The organism is Pseudoalteromonas sp. PAR1 (assembly GCF_947311895.1).
Taxonomy (GTDB): Bacteria; Pseudomonadota; Gammaproteobacteria; order Enterobacterales; family Alteromonadaceae; genus Pseudoalteromonas; species Pseudoalteromonas lipolytica_C.
The window spans coordinates 169393-193373 of record NZ_CAMZMY010000001.1 but is presented as its reverse complement, the minus strand read 5'-3'; the positions used below and the strand labels follow the sequence as shown (position 1 = coordinate 193373).

General features: G+C 42.2%; 25 protein-coding genes. 18 read left to right on the top strand and 7 right to left on the bottom strand.

Going from position 1 to position 23981, the window contains the following annotated elements; all coding sequences use genetic code 11:
* Positions 1–153: 153 nt before the first annotated feature.
* Positions 154–3957, bottom strand: a complete 3804-nt coding sequence (putA, locus tag QL229_RS00870) for a bifunctional proline dehydrogenase/L-glutamate gamma-semialdehyde dehydrogenase PutA (protein WP_135926034.1) — start codon at positions 3955–3957, stop codon at positions 154–156.
* Positions 3958–4123: 166 nt separating this feature from the next.
* Between putA and QL229_RS00865 the strand changes: the two genes are divergently transcribed.
* Positions 4124–4606, top strand: coding sequence for a winged helix-turn-helix transcriptional regulator (locus QL229_RS00865; RefSeq protein WP_135926033.1), 483 nt, complete (start codon positions 4124–4126; stop codon positions 4604–4606).
* A gap of 52 nt (positions 4607–4658) precedes the next feature.
* Here QL229_RS00865 and QL229_RS00860 read toward each other — a convergent pair whose 3' ends face one another.
* Entirely contained in the window at positions 4659–5255 is a 597-nt protein-coding gene (locus tag QL229_RS00860) for a TIGR04211 family SH3 domain-containing protein (protein ID WP_135926032.1), read from the bottom strand.
* A gap of 214 nt (positions 5256–5469) precedes the next feature.
* On the opposite strand from QL229_RS00860, the gene QL229_RS00855 reads away from it, so the two are divergent.
* The 3 genes from QL229_RS00855 to QL229_RS00845 all read left to right on the top strand — a co-directional run bounded on the left by QL229_RS00855 (position 5470) and on the right by QL229_RS00845 (position 8122).
* Positions 5470–6990, top strand: a complete 1521-nt coding sequence (locus QL229_RS00855) for a CYTH and CHAD domain-containing protein (protein ID WP_281546411.1) — start codon at positions 5470–5472, stop codon at positions 6988–6990.
* Between the two features lie 5 nt (positions 6991–6995).
* Positions 6996–7637 carry an START domain-containing protein gene (locus QL229_RS00850; RefSeq protein WP_281546410.1) on the top strand — a complete coding sequence of 214 codons (642 nt, stop codon included), beginning with the start codon at positions 6996–6998 and terminating at the stop codon, positions 7635–7637.
* Positions 7638–7717: 80 nt separating this feature from the next.
* Positions 7718–8122, top strand: coding sequence for a diacylglycerol kinase (locus tag QL229_RS00845; protein WP_281546409.1), 405 nt, complete (start codon positions 7718–7720; stop codon positions 8120–8122).
* Positions 8123–8174: 52 nt separating this feature from the next.
* On the opposite strand, the gene metK is transcribed toward QL229_RS00845, so the two are convergent.
* Positions 8175–9326 (bottom strand): methionine adenosyltransferase, encoded by a 1152-nt coding sequence (gene metK, locus QL229_RS00840; protein ID WP_135926028.1) that lies wholly within the window; start codon positions 9324–9326, stop codon positions 8175–8177.
* Positions 9327–9592: 266 nt separating this feature from the next.
* Between metK and tkt the strand changes: the two genes are divergently transcribed.
* Positions 9593–11584: a transketolase gene (gene tkt / locus QL229_RS00835; RefSeq protein WP_281546408.1), complete on the top strand. Its 1992-nt coding sequence runs from the start codon at positions 9593–9595 to the stop codon at positions 11582–11584.
* A gap of 251 nt (positions 11585–11835) precedes the next feature.
* On the opposite strand, the gene QL229_RS00830 is transcribed toward tkt, so the two are convergent.
* The gene (locus tag QL229_RS00830; protein WP_281546407.1) at positions 11836–12261 is read right to left on the bottom strand and encodes a hypothetical protein; all 426 of its coding nucleotides are present in this window, start codon (positions 12259–12261) and stop codon (positions 11836–11838) included.
* 344 nt (positions 12262–12605) lie between these two features.
* Here QL229_RS00830 and QL229_RS00825 point away from each other — a divergent pair, with 344 nt between their 5' ends.
* From QL229_RS00825 to QL229_RS00815, 3 genes are all read left to right on the top strand, one after another.
* Positions 12606–12917, top strand: coding sequence for a pyrimidine/purine nucleoside phosphorylase (locus QL229_RS00825; protein WP_135926026.1), 312 nt, complete (start codon positions 12606–12608; stop codon positions 12915–12917).
* Positions 12918–13099: 182 nt separating this feature from the next.
* Entirely contained in the window at positions 13100–13456 is a 357-nt protein-coding gene (raiA, locus tag QL229_RS00820) for a ribosome-associated translation inhibitor RaiA (protein WP_135926025.1), read from the top strand.
* A gap of 240 nt (positions 13457–13696) precedes the next feature.
* Positions 13697–14929, top strand: coding sequence for a divalent metal cation transporter (locus QL229_RS00815; protein ID WP_281546406.1), 1233 nt, complete (start codon positions 13697–13699; stop codon positions 14927–14929).
* Between the two features lie 93 nt (positions 14930–15022).
* On the opposite strand, the gene QL229_RS00810 is transcribed toward QL229_RS00815, so the two are convergent.
* Genes QL229_RS00810 through QL229_RS00800 form a run of 3 tightly spaced genes read right to left on the bottom strand, consistent with a single transcriptional unit; the run spans position 15023 to position 17331 of the window.
* Positions 15023–16210: a VWA domain-containing protein gene (locus QL229_RS00810; protein ID WP_281546405.1), complete on the bottom strand. Its 1188-nt coding sequence runs from the start codon at positions 16208–16210 to the stop codon at positions 15023–15025.
* Position 16211: 1 nt separating this feature from the next.
* Positions 16212–17060, bottom strand: coding sequence for a MoxR family ATPase (locus tag QL229_RS00805; RefSeq protein WP_135926022.1), 849 nt, complete (start codon positions 17058–17060; stop codon positions 16212–16214).
* A 52-nt stretch (positions 17061–17112) separates the two neighbouring features.
* Positions 17113–17331, bottom strand: coding sequence for a DUF1653 domain-containing protein (locus QL229_RS00800; protein WP_138558398.1), 219 nt, complete (start codon positions 17329–17331; stop codon positions 17113–17115).
* Positions 17332–17409: 78 nt separating this feature from the next.
* On the opposite strand from QL229_RS00800, the gene QL229_RS00795 reads away from it, so the two are divergent.
* From QL229_RS00795 to QL229_RS00750, 10 genes are read left to right on the top strand one after another with little or no spacing between them, the layout of a single operon-like run.
* Complete coding sequence (locus QL229_RS00795) at positions 17410–17892, top strand: DUF2947 domain-containing protein (RefSeq protein ID WP_135926021.1); 483 nt, start codon at positions 17410–17412, stop codon at positions 17890–17892.
* A 59-nt stretch (positions 17893–17951) separates the two neighbouring features.
* Complete coding sequence (locus tag QL229_RS00790) at positions 17952–18584, top strand: hypothetical protein (RefSeq protein WP_135926020.1); 633 nt, start codon at positions 17952–17954, stop codon at positions 18582–18584.
* Positions 18585–18606: 22 nt separating this feature from the next.
* The gene (gene ftsB, locus QL229_RS00785; protein ID WP_135926019.1) at positions 18607–18897 is read left to right on the top strand and encodes a cell division protein FtsB; all 291 of its coding nucleotides are present in this window, start codon (positions 18607–18609) and stop codon (positions 18895–18897) included.
* Positions 18887–19588, top strand: a complete 702-nt coding sequence (gene ispD / locus QL229_RS00780) for a 2-C-methyl-D-erythritol 4-phosphate cytidylyltransferase (RefSeq protein ID WP_281546404.1) — start codon at positions 18887–18889, stop codon at positions 19586–19588. The genes ftsB and ispD overlap by 11 nt, the downstream gene beginning before the upstream one ends.
* Positions 19585–20064 carry a 2-C-methyl-D-erythritol 2,4-cyclodiphosphate synthase gene (gene ispF, locus QL229_RS00775; protein WP_135926017.1) on the top strand — a complete coding sequence of 160 codons (480 nt, stop codon included), beginning with the start codon at positions 19585–19587 and terminating at the stop codon, positions 20062–20064. Before ispD ends, ispF begins: the two co-directional genes overlap by 4 nt.
* Complete coding sequence (locus QL229_RS00770) at positions 20064–21092, top strand: tRNA pseudouridine(13) synthase TruD (RefSeq protein ID WP_135926016.1); 1029 nt, start codon at positions 20064–20066, stop codon at positions 21090–21092. The genes ispF and QL229_RS00770 overlap by 1 nt, the downstream gene beginning before the upstream one ends.
* The gene (gene surE, locus QL229_RS00765; protein WP_199526305.1) at positions 21093–21857 is read left to right on the top strand and encodes a 5'/3'-nucleotidase SurE; all 765 of its coding nucleotides are present in this window, start codon (positions 21093–21095) and stop codon (positions 21855–21857) included. It begins immediately after the preceding gene.
* Positions 21847–22485, top strand: coding sequence for a protein-L-isoaspartate(D-aspartate) O-methyltransferase (locus QL229_RS00760; RefSeq protein ID WP_135926014.1), 639 nt, complete (start codon positions 21847–21849; stop codon positions 22483–22485). The genes surE and QL229_RS00760 overlap by 11 nt, the downstream gene beginning before the upstream one ends.
* 11 nt (positions 22486–22496) lie before the next feature.
* Positions 22497–23075 carry a YqaA family protein gene (locus QL229_RS00755; RefSeq protein WP_281546403.1) on the top strand — a complete coding sequence of 193 codons (579 nt, stop codon included), beginning with the start codon at positions 22497–22499 and terminating at the stop codon, positions 23073–23075.
* Positions 23076–23116: 41 nt separating this feature from the next.
* The gene (locus QL229_RS00750) at positions 23117–23941 is read left to right on the top strand and encodes a peptidoglycan DD-metalloendopeptidase family protein (RefSeq protein ID WP_138558393.1); all 825 of its coding nucleotides are present in this window, start codon (positions 23117–23119) and stop codon (positions 23939–23941) included.
* The last annotated feature ends 40 nt before the right edge of the window (positions 23942–23981 follow it).

Here is a 23981-nt window from a genome sequence, read left to right as displayed (position 1 = left end):
TATTAAACTAGCAGAAAATGTGTATTTCAGTAAATATTAATAGTACTTAATGGTGTTTTAAACTGCAGGGCAACCTTAAAAACGACTATAAAAAAAGCCCCCAGCTGACAAGCTGGAGGCCCTTAGAAGTGACAATAAGTTAGATAAACTTATTTACTCGTCGTCTTCAACCAATGTCATAAGTGATGTGTTACCACCTGACGCTGTCGTGTCGATACTGATTGTTTTCTCAGTTAGTAGACGTTTGATTAGCGTGTCGTAGTACTCAGAGCTGATCACCGGCAGGATTGCACCTTTACGTTGTGCTAACTGCTGGCTGAAATAGCCTAAGCGAGATGAACGCGCAGCAACAACGGCACCAGCAAGGTGAGGATGCGCTAAAATAGCTTGTAACTGATTAGGTTTAGCTACTTGGAATACACCCTCTGCAATACCTGTTGAGATAAACTTATCTTTAAACGCCACAGCTTCGTCATAGAACAACTCTGAAGCAACAGTGATAACAGTATTACCAGCCGCAAGTGCAGTGATAATAGAAATTGCCCAGAAGTTAAATGACGTACTCTTATCTGCATAACATACTACGCAACCACGTGGTTCTAAGTGTAGCGTGTTTGACTCACCCGTAGGCCCAGGCAACACAGTGTGTTTACGCATGTGCTTTTCAAGACGGTTAAGCTGCGCACGTGCATCAGCAAGGGTTAATGCTAAGTCATCAGCAAGCTCATCAATGATTTCAACGGTTGCAACTTTAGCAAGTAATTGACGCACAGCCGAAACTCGGTCATTTAACGGTGTTGAACGCCAGATCTTCTCATCACGTAATGAGTTTTCCATTAACTTAGCAACTTGCTCAGCCGCACCTGAATAGTGGTGAGTATCTAGCTCATCAGGTGTTAGGTTTGTCATTTGCACGTTATCTGGTGATGCTTTCTCTTTCACTAGACGTTGTAAGTAGTTAGGGCCACCTGCTTTCGGACCAGTACCTGATAGACCACGACCACCAAAAGGTTGAACGCCAACAATCGCACCAATCATGTTACGGTTGATGTAAACGTTACCTGCACGCGACATTTTCGCTAAGTATTCACAACGCTCTTCGATACGTGAATGCACACCCATCGTTAAGCCAAAGCCAGTGCCATTGATTTGATCAATCACGTTATCAAGCTCTGTACCTTTGAAACGGATGATATGTACACACGGGCCAAATACTTCACGTTTAAGCACAGATAAGTCTTTGATCTCATATAGACGAGGAGCAAAGAAATAAGCGCCATTTTCGTTGTTATCAGGAATTTCACACTCATAATGAAGTGTTGCGTTACCTTTTAGGTATTCAACATGTTCATTTAAATTTTTCAGTGCTTTTTCGTCGATTACAGGACCAATGTCAGTCGAAAGTAACGAAGGATCGCCAACATGTAGCTCTTTTAATGCGCCTTTAAGCATTTCGATAATGCCATCAGCAACATCTTCTTGTAAGAACAACACACGAAGTGCAGAACAACGTTGACCGGCACTTTGGAAACCTGAGCTGATCACATCGTCAACAACTTGCTCTGGTAGAGCCGTTGAGTCAACGATCATACAGTTTTGACCACCGGTTTCAGCAATTAGTGGTACTTGAATATCGTTACGCGCAGCAAGTGTTTGCGAAATAAGCGTACCTGTTTCTGTTGAACCTGTGAACATAACAGCTTGAATTCGCTCATCAGGAACAATTGTTTTACCTACATCGCTACCACGTGCGATAACAGGTTGTACAACGTGCTCAGGTAAACCAACAGATAACATAAGCTCGATAGTACGTAAGGCAATTAAGCTTGTTTGCTCAGCTGGTTTTGCAATAACTGTGTTACCAGTCACGATTGCAGCAGCAACTTGGCCTAAGAAGATAGCTAATGGGAAGTTCCATGGGCTGATACATAAGATCACACCACGTGCTTCAAAACGCTCATCTTGTGCTAATTCTTCAGCTCGAGCTGCGTAATAGCGGCAGAAATCAACGGCTTCACGAACTTCATCAATACCATCTTTGGTAATTTTACCCGCTTCTTTAATACAGATAGCAACTAGCTCATCGTGATGACGTTCTAGAATATCAGCAATACGGCGTAGTAAGTTAGCACGCTCTTTAACCGGCGTTTGTGACCATGATTCAAATGCTTTTTCTGCATTTTCTAATAATGCTGTCATCTCTTCAGAAGAGTGAAGTTTTACATGACCAATCACTTCTTTGTGATTTGCTGGATTCTTCACTGCTAGAGAGCCTTCAGGCACATCATTTAAATCAATACGATGCTCTGCAAACCACGCATCTAGATTTTCTTTAAATGGAGTGATGACATTGATATCAGTTAAGTCCATGCCTTTTGAGTTAGCACGTTCTTCACCATATAAATCAATTGGCATTTTAATTTGCGTGTTGTACTTGTTACGTAAACCTTGCAGTGTTTCTACTGGGTCAGGTAAAAGTGATTCAACAGGCTTAGTGGTATCAACAATCGCATTTACGAATGATGAGTTAGCACCGTTTTCTAATAAACGACGAACTAAGTATGCAAGTAAGTCTTCGTGTTGACCAACAGGCGCATAAACGCGACATTGAATTTTTTCTTGGGTTACGATTTGGTCGAATAACGACTCACCCATACCGTGTAGGCGTTGGAATTCAAAGCCTTCGTGGTCGCCTTTAGCAACTTCTAAAATAGTTGCTGCAGTGTAAGCATTGTGCGTTGCAAATTGCGGGTAAAGCACATCACGCGCTTCAAGTAGCTTGATAGCACAGGCTTTGTAAGAAACGTCAGTTGTCGCTTTACGAGTAAATACAGGGTAGTGATCTAAACCATCTTGCTGAGTAGTTTTGATTTCTGTATCCCAGTATGCACCTTTAACAAGGCGAACCATTAATTTACGGCCAACGCGACGAGCAAGATCAGCAACCCACTCAACCACAAAAATAGCGCGTTTTTGGTATGCTTGAACAGCTAAACCAAAACCATTCCAGTTACCTAAATCGTCATCACTAAATACAGCTTCAATAACATCTAGTGAGATATCTAAACGATCAGCTTCTTCAGCATCAACAGTGAAGCCGATGTCGTAGCTTTTCGCTGCAAGGGCAAGTTCTTTTAACTTAGGTACGATTTCAGCAATTACGCGCTCGCGATGAGTGAATTCATAGCGCGGGTGAATTGCAGAAATCTTAACTGAGATACCTGGGCTCTTGATAGGACCACGGCCATTTGCCGCTTTACCAATTGCATGGATAGCCGTCATGTAGCTGTTGAAGTAACGCTCTGCATCTTTCATTGTGCGAGCGCCTTCACCTAGCATATCGTATGAGTAAACGTAGCCTTTTTGTTCTTTATCTGCCGCACGTTCAATCGCTTCGTCAATGGTACGACCCATAACGAATTGCTTACCCATGATCTTCATCGCGAAGTTCACAGATTTACGAATAACAGGCTCACCTAAGCGACCAATGGTCTTTTTCAGCACACCAAATTGTTGTTCTTTAGACTTGTCGCTGTAGTTAACCATTTTACCAGTTACTAACAGACCCCAAGATGATGCATTTACAAATAATGAGTCACTGCTACCTAAGTGCGAACTCCAGTCACCTTTAGCAAGCTTGTCACGAATTAGCGACTCTTGCGTTGCTTTATCTGGTACGCGTAGTAGTGCTTCAGCAAGACACATTAAAACAACGCCTTCTTCACTTGATAGTGAAAATTCGTTAAGTAGTGCATCTACACCGCTTTGACCATCCTGATCGCGACGGATATTTAAAACCATTTGACGAGCACGTTCCCACGCTCGGCTACGCGCTTTCACGCCTACTTCAGCCAAAGGCAAAATATGATCAATTACCGCGTTTTCATCAATACGGTAAAAATCACGGATTTTTTGTCTTATTGGACATTCAGTTGTCAAATCGCCATTAAATAGCATATGTAACCCTCTGGTGTGTGGAGTCGAGAAATACAATTAACGCATTTCTTGCCATTGATATATTTCGTGCATTCTAATTAAAATCCAGCAGAATATGCTGGTTATATTTTTCGATTTACGATAATTTACAGGGCATACCGTTAACTTAGCCGCATAAAATTCTGTTATGACTAGTCCGAATAGATTACGCATGTTAGATCGCATCGATTTAGCAATTTTAGACGCTCTGCAAAAAAATGGCAGAATATCTAATGTGAACCTGGCAAAACAGGTAAATTTAAGCCCAAGTCCATGTCTTGACCGTGTAAAGCGTCTTGAACAAGAGGGCTATATTGAAGGCTATTATGCCAAGCTAAGTGAAGCAAAACTAAATCAAAGTTTATTAGCGCATGTACAGGTATCACTTGTCACATCGAATACATCGGTGTTTAAAGTATTTCGCGAATATATTTTAAATATTCCACAAGTTGTTGAGTGCGATATGGTCGCAGGTGGCTACGATTACTTATTAAAAGTACGAGTTTCAGATATGGATGAATATCGTCAGGTATTGGGTGATTTAGTTGATATACCGGGGGTAGGCACCCATCACACTTATATGGTGATTGAGAAAATCAAGCAAGACAGTGGTTTGCTCTTTGATATCTAAATTAAACAGACAATAAAAAAGCACCTAACGGTGCTTTTTTATTGTTGATAGATTATGCCCAGCCATCATATCGCTTACGGCGCGACAACATAATGGTAAGGATAATACCTAACAATAAACCAATAAATGCAATTGCGCCGCCATAGGTAAGTAGCTGACGTTTTTCTTTTGCACTTGCTGTTTGTTTAGCGTTGCGCTCAGATTCAATTGTGTTTTTAAGCGCTTGGATTTGCTCACTTAGTGCTTGGTTTTGCTCTGTGAGGGTTTTATTTTGCTCTTGTAACTGAGGCAGTTCAATTTCTGCTTGGCGTAGTTGCTCTTGCATTAAAGTCATATCATTACTCAATGCTTGAAACTGCTGTTGAATACCTGCATTTTCAGTCACAAATTTTGCTTCTACCCAGCCTTCACGATCTTTGTCGTCACGGATTTTAAAATAACCATTATCTTCAGCTGACAGTAAAGTAACTTGAGTACCTGCATCAACCGAACCTAAAATACGGTAGTTTTTACTCGGACCAGAGTGCATAAAGGTGTAGAGGTTATCGACTATGTATGCGGTGTTTTCGTTACTGCTTGGCGCTTCTTCTGCGTAACTAATAAAAGAGGTGGCCGCTAGGAGCAACCCAAAAATACACTGTTTTAACATCAATCTACCTTGTTAACGTAACCATTGCCTAGAAATGGCCAAATTTATAATTTCTTTATGTATAGAGATAGTAGGGATTTCAACTATTAATAGCAAGGAAGATATTGTAATCCATAGCCAAGCTCAAGATTAAAATTCAGGAAAAAGTTTGCATTAAGTAGCTGCTTTGTTTATTTTGATCACTTAATTATTTTAAATGTACTCCGCAAAGCGAATGGATACTGAGATAGAACTGAAGTTTTTGGTGTCAGATGCCGTTGTTCCACTGATCCCCGCATTAATTACTCAATTTGCAAAAACCGTTACAAACAAGCCCTCACGTAGCTTACAAAATGCTTATTACGATACACCAAGCCGAGAATTGCGCGCATTAGATATTGGTTTACGTACGCGTTGCTGCGATAACCAATGTGAGCAAACCATTAAGCTTGCAGGCGAAGTGGTTGGTGGTTTACATCAACGCCCTGAATACAACTTACCGCTTGAGGGTACGCGCCCTGATTTACTTGCTTTTGATGCTGCAATTTGGCCGCATGGTATGCAAGTTGGGTCAATAGCCGATAACCTATACCCAATTTTTAGTACTAATTTTATTCGCCGTACATGGTTAATAGAAACTGACAGCGGTGCAAAGATTGAAGTCGTGCTTGATAAAGGTGAGATTTCTGCGTCGGGCAAAGTTGAACTCATTTCTGAACTAGAAGTTGAGCTAGTAGAAGGTAGTCGCCAAGAGTTATTTGCTTTAGCCGATAAGCTAGTGCGCGAAAGTAATGTGCGTTTAGGCTTATACTCAAAAGCAGCTCGTGGTTATCGCCTTGCTGATGACAATCCGTTAAAAGCAAGCAAATCAATTGGTTTTGTGCCGTTAAAGCGTGATGCAACGCAAGAGCAAGCGCTTATAGAAAGCATCAACTATGCAATTCGCTTTGTGCAAAAACATGAAGCTTGTTACTTCATCAAGCCAAGCCTAAAAACCCTTAAACGTGTGACCGATGGAATTCGTTTGATTCGCCACACCTTCTGGTTGTTTGATGACATAGTAAGTAAAGATGACACTGATTTATTACGTACAGAGCTAAAATGGCTGCTAAGTGAACTAGCGTGGGTAGAAAATGCAATTCAGTTAAAAACCTACACGTCTAAACGCCACGCTTATTATAAAAAAATTAATAGTGCGCCAGAACTCACGCAAGTTATCAACGACTTAAAACAGTTACAACCAAGCATCGAAGATGTACAAGAGCTGTTTCATAGTACTCGCTATAATCGTTTATTGTTACAACTAACTACATGGTTGATAGAAAAACAGTGGCGTAAATCATGGGGACAAGCTGAGTTTAAAGCGGCTGAAGAGCCCGTTGCTGATATTGCAAAGCGATTATTTGCAAAAGATTGGCACGATATGCATGAGCTCATTCCAGAGCAAAAAGTGTTTACAGACAAAGATTACTTAGCACTGCGCACGCGCCTAGAAAACTCTCTGCTTAGTGGAAATTGTTTAGGAGCGCTATTTAACAAAGACGACCGTAGTGAGTTTCGTATTCCATGGTTAGATATCTCTCATGGTATTTATGAACTAAGTACACTTGAGTATCTAAAACAGCTGTGTGCTGGTCATGAAGATTTAGAACTTGCAAAAATACAGTCTTGGTTGGATCAAAAATCTGAATTTTTAGTAAGTGCAATGGAGCAAAGCCGTCACGCTACATTCGACACAGACCCTTACTGGCTATAAATAAAGTGCGTTTTTGCTTAATAGTTGGGTTAGCTTGGCTGAGTTTATCTGCCTGTGCTAACCCAATTGAATGGCAAGTCTACAAGCAACAAGACGACATCAAGGTTAGTTATAAAAAGCATGATACCGGCATAATAGAAATTAATGCTTCTGTGCTGGTTAAAAACGCCAAAGCGAGTGACTTTATGGCGTTATTAAGTGATACAGAAAACGCGCCTAATTGGCTCGAAAACGTGAAAAGCGTAACCTTAATGGAGCGCTTAAGTCCCTCAGAAACTCTTGTTTATACCCACTTTAATTCGCCTTGGCCGGTATCAGATCGAGACTTGGTGAGTTACTCTTGTTATCGCGCTTTAGGTGAGCATAAAACTGAGCTACAAATTAAAAGCCAGCCCTATGCAAAAGCAGAAGTGGCAGGGGTTGTACGAATTAAAAACCTCACTGCATATTGGCGCTTAGAACAGCAACAAACTAATTTATTAGTGAGCCATCAAGCTTATGCAGATCCGAGTGGCTCTATCCCTTATTGGTTAAGTAACAAAGTGTCATTAAAAAGTGTTTATAAAACACTACAATCGCTCAGAGAGCAGTTAACTAATAATCAGTTTTCGCGCACCAAAACCAGCAGCATCCCCGGTAATTGCTAGCAATTAAAACAAGGGTCTTATGGTGACAGTGTAAGAGTTTATTATTATGATCAGGTTAATTCTGAGGCAGTAGGTAAAAAATGAAAGAACCAAAAATCCCCCTGGTCAATAAGCCAAATGGCCTTGGTGTTGGACGCATTTTAAAAGCAACTAAATGCTCGATTAAAGGCTTTAAAGCGGCGTTTAAAGAAGAGTCTGCATTTCGTTCTGAAATTTATTTAGGACTGTGTTTGTTACCCTTGTCGGTCGTATTGGCGCAGTCACTTAATCACTGGTTAGTGTTGTTTATTCCCTATTTATTATTATTAATCGTCGAGTTACTTAACTCATCAATAGAAGCGCTGACTGACCGAGTTGGCATTGAGTATCATGTATTATCAGGGCGAGCCAAAGATATGGCCTCTGCGGCGGTGACATTGTCGCTGGTGGTTTTAGCCTTGGTATGGGGTGTGGCTGTTTACGAAAAAATAGTTTCCTACTTTTAAATCAAACACAAAAAAAGCGCCAAATGGCGCTTTTTTCATTTTATTTAACCTATTACAGGCCAGCAGCTGCGCGAAGTGCGTCTGCTTTGTCTGTGCTTTCCCAAGGGAACTCATTACGACCGAAGTGACCATAAGCCGCAGTCGGTTGATAGATAGGACGCTCAAGATCAAGCATTTGGATTAAGCCGTAAGGGCGTAGGTCGAAGTGCTCACGCACTAATTCGATTAGACGTGCTTCATCTAATTTACCTGTACCAAATGTTTCGATGCTGATAGATGTTGGCTCTGCAACACCGATAGCGTAAGAAACTTGTAGCTCACACTTGTCAGCAAGACCAGCAGCAACCACGTTTTTAGCAACGTAACGTGCAGCATATGCAGCTGAGCGGTCAACTTTTGATGGATCTTTACCAGAGAAAGCACCACCACCGTGACGAGCCATACCACCGTATGTATCTACGATGATTTTACGGCCTGTAAGACCACAGTCACCCATAGGGCCACCGATTACGAAACGGCCAGTTGGGTTGATGAAGAACTTAGTCGCGCTTGAGATAAGCTCAGCAGGAAGAACCGGCTTAATGATAGTTTCCATTACCGCTTCAACTAAGTCGTTTTGTGAGATTGAATCACAGTGTTGAGTTGAAAGAACAACTGCATCAATACCAACAGGCTTGCCATTTTCGTATGCAAACGTTACTTGAGATTTTGCATCTGGACGTAACCAGTTAAGCTCACCGCTCTTACGAACTTCAGCTTGACGCTGAACTAGACGGTGTGAATAAGTGATTGGTGCAGGCATTAAAACGTCAGTTTCATTACATGCATAACCGAACATTAAACCTTGGTCACCAGCGCCTTGGTCTTCTGGACGAGCACGGTCAACACCTTGGTTAATATCTGGAGATTGTTTACCGATAGTGTTTAGGATTGCACACGAGTCAGCATCGAAGCCCATGTCTGAGTGCGTGTAACCGATTTCACGTACAGTTTTACGTGTAATTTCTTCGATATCTACCCAAGCGCTAGTAGTGATTTCACCACCAACCATAACCATACCAGTCTTTACGTATGTCTCACATGCAACACGGGCATGAGAATCTTGCTCTAAGATAGCATCTAGAACCGCGTCAGAGATTTGGTCCGCGATTTTATCCGGATGACCTTCAGAAACAGATTCAGAAGTAAATAAATGTTTTGCCATTGTATTTCTGCTCACAAATATTGCGCTCCACAAACGTCGGTAATAGCGCTAAAAAAATAAGGGGCGTATTTTATCTAAAACAAATATGTTTGCATAGTAATTTTACGCCTAGACGTCCATTTAAAATTACTAATAACGTATTGTTCTTAACAAACGCCCATAAACGGTGCATTTAATGCGGATTTTTAATTGCACTGTACCCTTACAATAAGTAAGAATGGAGCTTCATAAACAACCAGCGCAAATACATAAAGGTAGGAGAATTCATGCCATCACGCAAAGAACTTGCAAATGCTATTCGCGTCTTATCAATGGACGCAGTACAACAGGCCAAATCTGGCCACCCTGGCGCCCCTATGGGCATGGCAGATATCGCAGAAGTACTATGGCGCGATTATCTAAAGCACAACCCTACGAATCCAGAGTGGGCAGACCGCGATCGATTTATTCTTTCGAATGGTCACGGTTCAATGCTGATCTATTCTCTACTGCACTTAAGTGGCTATGACTTACCACTCGAAGAAATTAAAAACTTCCGCCAAATGCACTCAAAAACACCGGGCCACCCAGAATATGGTTATGCGCCTGGTATTGAGACCACTACGGGTCCATTAGGTCAAGGGATCACAAATGCTGTGGGTATGGCAATTGCTGAGAAAGCACTTGCTGCACAGTTTAACCGTGAAGGCCACGATATTGTTGATCACTACACCTATGCATTTATGGGTGATGGCTGTTTAATGGAAGGTATTTCTCACGAAGCCTGTTCATTAGCCGGTACATTAGGCCTAGGTAAACTAGTTGCGTTTTGGGATGACAACGGCATCTCAATTGATGGTGAAGTAGAAGGGTGGTTCAGTGACGATACACCAGCGCGCTTCAAAGCATACGGTTGGCACGTAGTAAGCGATGTAGACGGTCATAACCCTGATGCAATTCGCGCCGCTATCGAAGAAGCACGTAGCATTACTGATAAACCATCACTAATTTGCTGTAAAACAATCATTGGTTACGGTTCACCTAATAAATCAGGTAGCCACGACTGTCACGGTGCACCACTAGGTGAAGACGAAATCAAAGCATCTCGTGAGTTCCTAGGTTGGACAGGTGATGCATTTGAAATTCCAGCTGAAATCTACAGCGAGTGGGATGGCAAAGAAAAAGGTAAGCAACTAGAAGCTAGCTGGGATGAAAAATTTGCCGCTTATGCAAGTGCATACCCAGAGCTTGCAGCTGAGTTTAAACGCCGTACAAACGGTGAGCTACCAGCTAATTGGGCTGAAAAGTCACAAGCTTACATCGAAGAGCTACAAGCAAACCCTGCAAACCCAGCAACACGTAAAGCATCACAAAATGCACTAAACGCGTTTGGTCCGTTACTACCAGAATTCATGGGCGGTTCTGCTGACCTAGCTGGCTCTAACTTAACACTTTGGGATGGCTCAAAAGGCTTAGAAGCAAACGATGCAAGTGGTAACTACATTTTCTACGGCGTACGTGAATTTGGTATGTCAGCGATTATGAATGGTATTGCACTGCATAAAGGTTTTATTCCTTACGGTGCTACATTCTTAATGTTCATGGAATACGCACGTAACGCAGTACGTATGGCTGCACTAATGAAGCAACCAAGTATCTTCGTATACACGCACGATTCAATTGGTCTAGGTGAAGATGGTCCGACGCACCAACCAGTAGAGCAAATTGCAAGCATGCGTTTAACGCCTAACCTAGTGAACTGGCGTCCATGTGACCAAGTAGAGTCTGCGATTGCATGGCAACAAGCTATCGAGCGTAAAGATGGCCCAACGTCACTTATTTTCACTCGTCAAGGCCTTGAGCAACAAGCGCGTACTGCACAGCAGTTAGCTGATGTGAAAAAAGGTGGTTACGTACTTAGCTGTGACGGTGAGCCAGAGCTTATCCTTATCGCAACAGGTTCTGAAGTACAGCTTGCACAAGATGCAGCTGCAGAGCTTCGTTCACAAGGTAAAAAAGTACGTGTGGTATCTATGCCTTCAACAGACTTATTTGATGAGCAAGACGCTGCATATAAAGAAAGCGTACTACCAGCAAGCGTAACACGCCGCGTAGCAATCGAAGCGGGTATCGCAGACTACTGGTACAAGTATGTAGGCCTAAATGGCGCAGTAGTAGGTATGACGACCTTCGGTGAGTCAGCACCTGCAGGCGAGCTATTCAAGCACTTTGGTTTCACTGTTGAAAACATCGTAAATAAAGCAAACGCTTTGTTCTAAGCTTAAGCCACTAAAATTTAAAAGCCCGCCCTGTATGCCACGGTGCGGGTTTTTTTATACCCCGTAGGTTGGGTAGAACGGAGTGAAACCCAACACATTCGCAGCTTTCAGCCGTCAGCCATCAGTTTTAACCCCCCTCACCGTAGGCGTGAAATTTATTTCGCGTGAAAAGTTATGCTTTTTGGTTGAATACTTGAAGTCAAATTTGTTTAAGATGAAGTGAGATACAAACGAGCGATAATGCTTTTGTGTTACTTTTTATTAAGCCAGTAGTTTAAGCGTGTTTCAGGATTTTCAAGAACGGATTTACATATCAAACCATATTTCTCGATTAGAATTGCAGAATTGGAAAAGTTACTGCCTGTTTCTTCTACGAATTGTTGATAACTTAACTTTACACGAGACTTTGTGACTTTTTTATTTGAAAGCATTACTGCACCCTCAAAGGCTAATATTCCCATTCTAGTCAGCTGAGAACTATCAGAGTCACTGGCTTCAAGGCCTTTGGCCATGAATAGATAATATGCTGCACAAGTGGCATAGTCTGATGATAAATTTGCTATGGCTCTTTCTGAAGAATAAGCGTGTGACAATACGCTGAATGTGCACAAACAGATTGTAAGCAATTTTTTCATTACTTCACCAATTATTATGATAGCTTGTCTAGCAAAATTCACAGTTTTCTGCTTGATTGAAAATTTATCGATAAAAGATTTATTTTCAGAAAGTTAGTCCATTTTGTATTAAAATCAACGTCTAACACTTAAAATATCTTAAGAGTGACCCCTTTTAATTTGTTAAGAGGGAAACAAGTGTTATTCAAATGAACCTATTGCGATTGAAGAGCCAGTAAACCATTACCACACTCTGTCGCGCTAAAGCACGACCTACCACAATTGCACGATCGGCTTAAAACTGACAGCTAACCCGACTTGATTATTTCTCACCCAGCCACTCTTGAATGCTAAACCGACAACTGGCAATGTTTATACGTTAATAATAAAACATAACAGGAGTAAGTATGACTCAGTTTGACAGTGTAAGTGTTGTAAAAAAAGCGAATGTCTATTTTGATGGTAAAGTTTCGAGCCGTGTTGTGCTATTCGCCGATGGCAGCACTAAAACATTGGGCTTTATGCAGCCGGGAGAATTTGAGTTTGGTACAAATCAGAAAGAGCATATGGAGTTACTAGCAGGAGAGTGGCAAGTATTACTGCCTGGCGAAACTGAGTGGCAAGCCATGAAAGCTGGAGATTCATTTAACGTAGACGCACACGTGACATTCCGCGTGAAGGTATCAGACTTTGCTGACTACTGTTGCTCGTACACTTAATGAACTGTTGTTAACCTTTATAAAAAGCCCGTGTGATGCGGGCTTTTGCATATTTTATCCGCAACGCATGATCTAAATCATCTGTGGTTACAATCAATTACTAATTATCTGCAATTTTCGCTTGTGTTAATTCAATTCGCCCCCAATACTAACTGTCAGGTAACAAGAAAAAAGGATACCCTATGAAGATTAATATTTCTGGTCATCATGTTGACGTTACTGAGGCTGTTAGAGCTCATATCAACGAGAAGTTCTCGAAAATTGCTAGCCATTTTCCATCATTAATATCTCTCGATATTATTCTTTCAAAAGAGCATCACAAATACCAAGCTGAGATAAGCACGACCTATGAAGGCGCACGCTTATCAGTAAAAGGTGAAGACGAGGTGATGTACCCAGCAATTGCAAATGCTGCAAAAAAACTAGATGCATCATTGAAACATCGTAAAGGGCAAATGAAAGCCAAACTACACGAAAAGCCGGTCAGTACAACTCCGGAAATTGCCCACGAAATTATTCAGGAAATGGATTTAACTTAATTTTACTTAATAAAGTGCCGCGCTAGGTTTAGCTAGAATCTAGCGTTTACAATCAAACTAAGAAAGCCAACCGTTGTGAAACGTTTGGCTTTTTTGGTTTTAATATTCAGCCGTCAGATTGAAGTTCCAAAAGTTAGCGAGTTACTTGATTCGTTAGCTAACTTGCTAACGTGCTCTGCTTCCAATCTCACCTAAAACGCTGTAAGTTGCTTGTTACTAAGAATAAAACACACAAAGCATATGCAATCAGCAGTATCAAATTGGCAATCTAAATTAAATGCATTAGGGCCGGGTATTTTAATGGCCACAGCTGCCATTGGTGGCTCACACTTAGTGGCATCAACACAAGCCGGGTCGTTATTCGGTTGGCAATTATTTTGGCTAATCATAGTAGTTAATGTATTGAAGTACCCATTCTTTCGATTTGGCATGGAGTACACGCTTGCGACCAAACAAAGTTTAGTTGAGGGCTACAAGCAAAAAGGGCCGGGGTATTTCTATAGTTTTATTGCGCTTAATATTGTTGCCGCTGTGGTGAACACCGCTGGGGTTTTGTTATTAACGGCCAGCCTGCTGCACTACGCATTGCCTGTTACGGTTTCTGTAACGCTATTATGCTGGCTGATTTTAGCTGTGTGTTTGCTTATTTTATTGTTGGGGCATTTTAAGGCGCTCGATAATGTTTCAAAGCTAATTATGGGGCTGTTAACGGTTACCACCTTAGCTGCGTTAGTTGTCGCTATTAATAATGGTCCTATGGCTCCTGTTGACTACGTGGGCCCGTCGCCTTATGAGCTTGCCATGCTTGGCTTTATGGTGGCGCTTATGGGCTGGATGCCTGCTCCTATCGAAATATCAGCAATTAGCTCACTGTGGCTAAAAGAAAAGCAGCACCAACAAGCGCTGACAAAACAACAAGGCTTGTTTGATTTTAATTTGGGTTACTGGCTTACCGCAGCACTTGCATTAGTATTTTTCTCACTAGGTGTATTAGTGCAATACGGTCAAGCCCAGGCTGTGCAATTAGGTGGCGTTGCCTTTGCAAAGCAGCTAATTGATATGTACGCCCTCACTATGGGCGAGTGGGCAAGGCCACTGGTTTCAGGTATCGCTTTTTTATGTATGTTTGGCACCACGCTAACAGTGCTTGATGGCTACGCCAGAACATTAAATGAGTCGCATAAACTGCTACCGATTAAACAGTCTAAACACAGTTTAAATATGTGGTTATTATTGCAAGCATTTGCTGGCATGGCTGTGATTTTATTCTTTAAATCGGCCCTAGGCCCAATGCTTACTTTTGCAATGACCCTCGCTTTTGTCACGACCCCTGTCTTTGCGTGGCTGAACTTTAGCTTAGTGCGCTCAGAAGCCAGTATTCATCACTCACCTTTATTACGCACCCTAAGCTGGCTAGGCTTGGTTTATTTAGTAGGCTTTGCGCTGGTGTTTTTGGTTTGGAAGATAATGTAGGTTGGTTTGAGCGAAGCGAAACCCAACGGTGAAACTGTCGTAAGCCTTAAGTTATTAGTAAAGTTTGCGCGATGTAAAATCGCGCCTACAATCTTAACTCAACTCCCTAATTGCATTACTAATCCCATCTAGCGTGAGTGGGTACATGCGGTTATCCATTAACTGCTTTATCAAATCAATTGATTGATAATAGCGCCAGTGTTCAACGGGTTGCGGGTTGAGCCAAGCGACTTTATCAAAGTGATTAGTTATGCGGTTTAGCCAAGCGCTGCCGGGTTCTTCATTCCAATGCTCAACGCTGCCACCGGGGTAGGCGATTTCGTAGGGGCCCATGGTGGCATCGCCAACAAAGATCACCTTGTAGTCGCTGGTGAACTTGTTAATCAAGGTCATGGTATCAATTACGTTTGAGTGACGACGCTGATTATCTTGCCAAACATGCTCATATAAACAGTTATGAAAATAGTAAAACTCTAGGTGCTTAAATTCGCTATGAGCGGCGCTAAATAGCTCTTCGCAGGTATGAATGTAATCATCCATTGAACCGCCGATATCAAACAGCATCAATACTTTTACTGCATTGTGGCGCTCAGGTGCCATTTTTACATCGAGCATGCCGCCTTGCTTTGCAGTTGCGCGGATGGTTTCGGTTAAATCGAGGGTATCGCTGGCACCAGTACGGGCAAATTTACGCAGTTTTTTTAGGGCAAGCTTAATTGTGCGTGAGCCAATTTCACGGTCGCTATCAAGGTTACGGTAGCTGCGCTTATCCCATACTTTAACGGCACGGCGATGTCGGTTACCGTCTTGACCAATGCGCACACCTTCAGGGTTATAACCATAGGCGCCAAATGGTGAAGTGCCACTGGTACCGACCCATTTATTCCCCCCCGCATGGCGCTTTTGCTGCTCTTCAAGGCGCAGCTTGAGGGTTTCCATGAGTTTATCAAGGCCGCCCATGGCTTGTAATTGCGCTTTTTCTTCTTCGCTTAAGTGCTTTTCAAACTCTTTACGCAGCCAATCATCAGGCAAGGCATGTTGCTGTTTTAAGCTTTCGAGCAGATCAAGGTCGGCCACGCCACTAAAGTAATCAGCAAAGGCTTTATCAAAGCGATCAAAGTGGGTTTCATCTTTAACCATGATGGTACGCGCTAAGTAATAAAACGCGTCAACGTCGGCAAAAATAACCCCTTGCTTGAGCGCATTGATCAAATCAAGTAGTTCTCGCAAACTAACAGGTAAGCGGTATTCGCGAAGCTTAAAGAAAAACGCAATTAACATCTTAACGGCGGCTCATAAACGCAAGTTTTTCGATTAAGCTAATGTCTTGCTCGTTCTTTAATAACGCGCCAAACATTGGCATTAAACCGCCTTTTTGGCTTTTATCATGCAGTGTTTTAGCGTCTATATCTTCAGCCATCAGTAGCTTTAACCAATCGAGTAATTCACTGGTAGATGGTTTTTTCTTAATGCCATTAACTTCACGTAGATTAAAGAACACCTCAAGTGCTTGGCGTACTAGATCTTGTTTAACATGCGGGTGATGCACATCGATAATTTGCGCCATTTCTTCACTACTAGGAAAATCAATGTAATGGAAAAAACAACGACGTAAAAAGGCATCTGGCAGCTCTTTTTCGTTATTTGACGTGATGATCACAATAGGACGTTGCTTAGCAACAACGCGCTCACCGGTTTCATAAACATGAAACTCCATTTTATCGAGCTCTAATAGCAAGTCGTTGGGAAATTCAATATCGGCTTTGTCAATTTCATCAATCAATAATACAGGGCGTTTGTTATGTTGCTCACCATAAGTAAAGGCTTGCCATAATTTCCCTTTTACAATGTAGTTGCTGATATCGTGCACACGCTCATCACCTAATTGGCTGTCGCGAAGACGAGATACTGCATCATATTCATACAGGCCTTGCTGCGCTTTAGTGGTTGATTTGATGTGCCATTGAATTAGCGTGGTGTCTAAGCTTTTGGCAAGCTCTTCGGCCAGCATGGTTTTACCTGTGCCGGGTTCACCTTTTATAAGCAGGGGCTTTTCGAGCAAGATAGCTGCGTTAACCGCTTGTTTTAATGAATTACTGGCAATGTAGTTATCGGTTGAATTAAAAAGCACGATGTCACCTTATCTGGTCTGAGCAGTGATTAATAACGTCATGATGCCACAGTTAGTCGGCGTCTGAAAGGTATGCAAAGCGTGGTACGGTTTTACCCTCTACTGTGACCGTTTCTGTAAACATACTAAGCGGGCGTGCCCACATACCAAATTCTCCGTATAGCGCTTGGTAAATAACAAGTGGCTCATTGCTTTCGCTGTGTGTGGCAACATACTCTACTTTGTATTTTGGGCCTTTATAGTGTTGGTAAATGCCGGGTTTGATTGTCATGTGTTTATCTCGCATCTTGGAGTCATTTGGGTATAATTGCAGTTTGCACATTTTACCCTGAAACAAACTGCCTAAACTATGAATTATATTTCGTTAGATGAATACAAAAAAGCCTGGGTTTTTCGTCATAAAGATATGCCGATAAGCGCAGAAGATGCCGCACAAATAAAACCAATGACAGCTGAGCGCGCAGCGGTTTTATGGACCACTATGGTAAGCCGTGAGCATGATCACCCTGACTTTTTTGATAAAACAGATTGGTGCGGTAAAGATGACAGTTTTTCTGAAACTGTTAACTGGGAAAATGCATGGGAAGCGGGTGATGAGCAACTACCTGAAGAAATCCTTAACCATTTAGAGTGGGAAGCCAATACGACCGTGTATTTTTGTATGGCGCGCGACAATATTATCGAAACCAGCTTTGCCGTATTTAAGCGTTGTTGGCAAAACTTTATGTTTTTAGCCGATGGTAGTTTATTACTAGGTAAAAAGCGTGATGCTGTGGTGCAGTTTTTAGAATCTGGTAATGCAAAACTGGGTAAAAAAGGTGCAGTAAAGTAGCGCTCAATAAACGCTCTATGCTATAAAACAGTCAAGCAATTGTTTTATAAGAGCGCGCATTGTCTATTTCTCATTCACAAAGTGAAACGTCACAACAAGCTGAAATTTGGCAAACAGATGCCGAACGAGCATTGTATGCACAGTTATGTAACGCGTTTTATGCTCGTGAGATCCCACGGTTAGTTGATGAACCAGATGCAGCAAGGCTAAAACGCTTATTAGCAAGTTTGCCTTACTACATAGAGCGTTTAGCGATGCGTATCGTAAGCGGTGATGCACCATTACAACTTGATTCGCAAAATGGTAGTTGGCTCGAGAAACAAAAGGCATCGCCTCCGGTCTACAGTAAAGAAGACTCAAAAAATTTTTACACTAAATATGCTAAGCGCGGGTTAATTGTTCCTGTGTTAATTAATGATGAGCAATGTACAAGGGTGCGCATAGACAGCTTAGATCAAGTAAGCGACAATAAGGTACATTGTAATGAGCTAGGTTGGTTTGATGTGTCGGGAGAGTCACTAGAACACATACCAGCGCAAATATTAAAGCCATCAAAATTGGTTATGACAGCTGCATGCTGTGGTCATCAGTGGCAATACAATAAGCGCATAACACCTAAGCGTTTGTCATTAAGAGAAATGCTACTAGCAAGTAATATAAATTGGCGTAATCTAAAACGCCCTTTGACTTAATTTAACCGCGAAGGAGTGTTCAATGCGGGTTTTTCAATTCGCCTTGTTATGTTTGGCATTATTTATTCAGTACCGTTTGTGGTTTGGCCATAATGGAGTGCAAGATTACACTCGTTTAAAACAAGCCGTAGCATCACATCAAGATACGAATGCTAAATTATTAAAACGTAATACGGTACTAAAAGCCGACATTAAAGATTTAAAGCTTGGTCAAGAGGGTATTGAAGAACGAGCGCGTAACGAATTAGGAATGATTAAACCTGGTGAAACCTTTATTCGAGTATTACCAGGTCAGCAGTATAATGAACAATAAACAAATTATTACCGCAATTGTTCCCGCTGCGGGAGTAGGGAGTCGAATGCAACATTCGGCGCCTAAACAATATATCGAGCTTGCGGGTAAAACTATTTTAGAGCATACCTTAAGCAAGCTTGCTGAGCTTGAATGCCTTAATACCATAAAAGTCGCTATTAGTGATGATGATGGCTATTTTGCCGATTTACCGTATATAGATGCGCGAATTGAACGTGTGAGTGGTGGTAAAGAACGCGCCGATTCAGTGCTAAACGCCTTGCTATCACTTGCTGACAACCCACCTGACTGGGTACTTGTTCACGATGCGGCAAGGCCGTTAGTGTGCTTGGCAGATATTCAGCGTTTAATCGCTGAATGTACTGCTGCCAATGAAGGCGGTATTTTGGCATCAAAAGTAAAAGACACCATAAAGCGCGGCTATACCCACAGTGAGCAAACAGTGCCACGTGACGATTTATGGCAGGCGCTAACCCCTCAGTTTTTCCCTTACAAATTGCTGACCGATGCGCTATCAAATGCCCTTCAAAGTGGTGTGACTATTACTGATGAGGCATCGGCAATTGAATGGGCCAAACAGCCTGTTAAGCTGGTTGCTGGTCGCAGTGATAATATTAAAATCACCACCCCTGAAGATTTAGATTTAGCAGCATTTTTATTGCAAAAACAACAAAACGAGAGTACCTCATGATTCGAATTGGCCATGGCTTTGATGTACACAAATTTGGTGGCGAAGGGCCACTGGTGATTTGTGGTGAAAAAATTGATTATCCACAAGGCTTTTTAGCGCATTCTGATGGTGATGTGGCAATTCATGCTTTATGCGATGCAATATTAGGTGCACTTGCAATGGGCGATATTGGCAAGCACTTCCCTGATACTGCGAGCGAATACGAAAATATTGATAGCCGAATTTTGCTACGCCACGTGGTTGGGCTTGCTAAAGAGCAAGGTTACGTTCTTGGCAATGCCGATGTCACGATTGTTGCTCAAGCCCCCAAAATGTTGCCACATATTCAAGCAATGCGTGAAAACTTATGCCAAGACCTTGAAGCAGATATTTCACAAGTGAATGTAAAAGCAACAACTACAGAGAAGTTGGGCTTTGAAGGTCGTAAAGAAGGTATCTCAAGCCATGCTGTTGTAATTATGAGAAAACAAGATTGATGAGTGAACTAAATTACCTTTACGGCAAACCTCTTTCGAAAGCTGATTTTAAAACCACTGCCGAAGATTTTATGGTTGATGAAGACTTGGGCATTGAGTTTACAGGCTCTGGTGAGCATGTCTGCTTACAAGTGGTAAAAAAAGGTGAAAACACTCAGTTTGTTGCTAAACGTATTGCTGAAAAAGCCGGTGTTTCCCCGCGTGATGTGAGTTATGCGGGCTTAAAAGACCGTCATGGTGTATGTACACAATGGTTTAGTGTGCCAGTGCCAATTAAAAAGCATATTGAATTTAGTGAACTGAATAACGAGCAGTTTTTTGTTATTTCGCAACAGCGCCACAATCGCAAACTCAGAACCGGCTGCCATAAAGGCAACCGCTTCACCATCACTTTACGTAATGTGACTGAACCACTGGATATTTTATGCCGTATTAACGCGGTGCGTGCCGGTGTGCCTAATTACTTTGGTGAACAACGCTTTGGTCATGGTGGGCACAACCTTGAAATGGCAAAACGCATGTTTGCCGGAGAGCGTATTCGCGACAAAAAATTACGAGGTTTAGTGATCTCTGCAGCGCGCTCTTATGTGTTTAATGAAATTGTGAGCTTGCGCGTTGCTGAACATGGCCTTGCGAAAACCATGCACCGCGAAGTATTTATGTTAAGTGGCAGCAATGCCTTTTTTGAAGATAACATTAGCGACGATAATATTGCCCGCTTAGCGTCTGGCGATATCGTGATGTCGGCCCCTATGGTTGGTAAAGGTGAAAAAGGCCTTACCGAGGCCGAAAAAACGTGGCTCGAACCTTATCAGTCTTGGATAGCTGGCCTTAGCGAACTTGGTCTTAAAAACGAGCGTAGAATGTTACGCTTGATCCCAGATTCATTAGCGGTTGAAACCCTAGACGAGACAACATTAAAGCTGAGCTTTGGGTTACCAAAAGGGTGTTTTGCCACAGCCTTGTTGCGTGAGCTGGTGGACTATCAAGATGCCAGCCCAAAAGAACAAAAACAAAAGGATGCGTAGATGAAAATTTTATTAAGTAATGATGATGGTGTAAATGCAAAAGGGATCGCAGTTTTATATCAAGCCCTGACCCAAATTGCTGATGTGACACTTGTTGCACCTGATCGTAATTGCAGTGGTGCAAGTAATTCATTGACCTTAATGAATCCACTGCGTGCAACAACCTTAGAAAATGGTTTTATTTCCATTAATGGCACGCCAACTGATTGTGTGCACCTTGGTGTCAATGAGTTAATGGATGAGCAGCCGGATCTTGTGGTTGCAGGCATTAATCATGGTGCCAACCTAGGTGATGATACTTTGTATTCAGGCACTGTTGCTGCTGCAACCGAGGGCCGCCATTTAGGGCTTCCGGCTATCGCCGTATCTTTGTGTTCTAAAGAAGGGGATCATTTTGAAACCGCCGCCGCTGTTGCTGTGAGTATCATTAAAGAATTAGCTTCGCACCCGTTACCAAAAGATCAAATTATCAATCTAAACGTACCTGACGTGCCACTTGTTGAATTAAAAGGCGTGAAAGTAACACGCTTAGGAGCACGCCATAAAGCCGAAACCATGACTAAACAGCAAGATCCATGGGGTCGCGATATATACTGGTATGGTACCTTGGGTGCTGAAAGTGATGCAGGGGAAGGCACTGATTTTTATGCCATTAATAATGGCTACGCATCAGTCACACCACTTAGTGTTGATATGACGGCTAAAGAAAGCCTACAAGCCGTTGATAGCTGGTTAGCAAATATGGAGATTAATGGTGCTGACTAATTATAATCGCAGTGCACTTGCATTAGCTGAATTATTAAAGCGCGAGGGTGTCGAAGACAGTGTCGTGCTAGAGGCAATTGCAACAACGCCTCGCCATATCTTTGTTGATGATGTTTTACAGCATAAAGCCTATCAAAATACCGCATTACCAATTGGTCAAGGGCAAACTATTTCGCAGCCTTACATTGTTGCACGTATGACAGAGTTACTTCGTTTAGCTGGGGTTCGCGATAAAGTGCTTGAGATAGGCACTGGGTCTGGCTACCAAACAGCGATTTTAGCTAAAACCTTCACCAAAGTGTGCTCAGTTGAGCGCATTAAAGCACTACAGTGGCAAGCGAAGCGCCGCTTACATAAGCTTGATTTATACAATGTCACCATGAAGCATGGCGATGGCTGGCAAGGATGGCAGTCACAAGCGCCCTTTGAGGGGATCATTGTCACTGCTGCGGCAGCAACAATGCCGCACGGATTACTTGAACAACTTGCTGATGGTGGCGTGATGATTGCACCCATTGGTGAGCAAGATCAGCAATTAATGATGGTTGTTAGAAATGGCGACACATTTACAGAACATAAAGTTGCACCAGTGAGATTTGTACCTTTGGTGCCTGGTGATATTGAATAGGACCTAATACTTTGAAGTTGTTTACTAAGTTATATGATATGGCGCTTGTATGGGCTAAACACCGACATGCTGAGCGTTATTTAGCAGGGATGAGTTTTGCTGAATCTGTTTTTTTTCCGGTGCCGCCTGATGTCATGCTAGCACCGATGTCGCTTGCACAGCCAGATAAAGCATGGCGCTTTGCCAGTTTTACCACCACTGCTTCTGTGGTTGGTGGTATTTTAGGTTATTTACTTGGCTTTTGGTTATTCGAACCAGTCGTTGAACCTCTTATTGCGCAAATGGGTTGGCAAGCTAAATTTGATACAGCCCTAAGCTGGTTTGAGAATTACGGTGTTTGGGTGGTTTTCTTAGCTGGATTTTCGCCTATCCCCTATAAGGTATTTACCATAGGCGCAGGTCTAATGCAGATGGCATTTTTGCCATTTTTACTTGCTTCTGCTGTTGGTCGTGGGGCACGTTTCTTTCTTGTTTCGGCACTAATGAAATGGGGTGGAGTTAAAATGGAGCAAAAATTACGTCAATATGTTGAAGCCCTTGGCTGGGGATTGGTTGTTTTAGTGGTGGTTGCGTACTTTTTACTACGATAAGCCATAAAACCATTAGTTAGTACGATAAGGAGCATTTTACGATGAGCAGGCAGATAACAGTCTATGTTACTTTGTTTACTAGTATTTTGCTCTTTGGCTGTACGTCTCGCGAAGCACCCGCTCCGGTCAGTAGTTTAGATAATCATGTAAAGCCGACGACGCGCAAAGTAAATATCACAGGCTCAAAATACACAGTGAAAAAGGGTGATACTTTATATTCAATTGCCTTTAGTTCTCAACGAGATTTTCGAACCCTCGCAAAAATAAACAATATTCCAGCACCTTACACTATCTTTCCCGGCCAACGTATCTTGATTACAAAGCAGGAACAAAAACACAAAAAGGCGAAAAAATATACGAATTCGAGTAAAAAGTCTACTTTTTCCACACAAAAAAATAACAAAAAATTAAAGAAAGAGCTTGATCAGCCAAAACAACGAGAGTATGTTCAGAAACAGGCCAACAAAATAATTAGTGACAAAAACGGTAATTCTAATTCTAAAGTTGTATGGAGCTGGCCGGCTAAGGGCAAGGTCACGCGACGCTTTTCTAATAAAGAAAACGGCTTTAAAGGGTTACAGATCACTAACAAAGAGGGGGCTTCTGTTTTAGCTGCTGCACACGGAACTGTGGTATACGCGGGTAACGCGTTGCGAGGTTACGGTAATTTAATTATTTTGAAACATAATGATGATTACCTAAGTGCTTACGCGCATAATTCAACGTTGCTTGTAAAGGAAAAACAGGAAGTAAAGGCAGGGCAGAAAATAGCAGAAATGGGCAGTTCAGACTCTTCGGTTACGGCTTTGAGATTTGAAATTCGTTATCGGGGTCAAGCAGTCAATCCTGCTAAGTATCTACCTTAGCCATTAGGGTATTGATAAAAGTGATTTAGCTCAATCACAT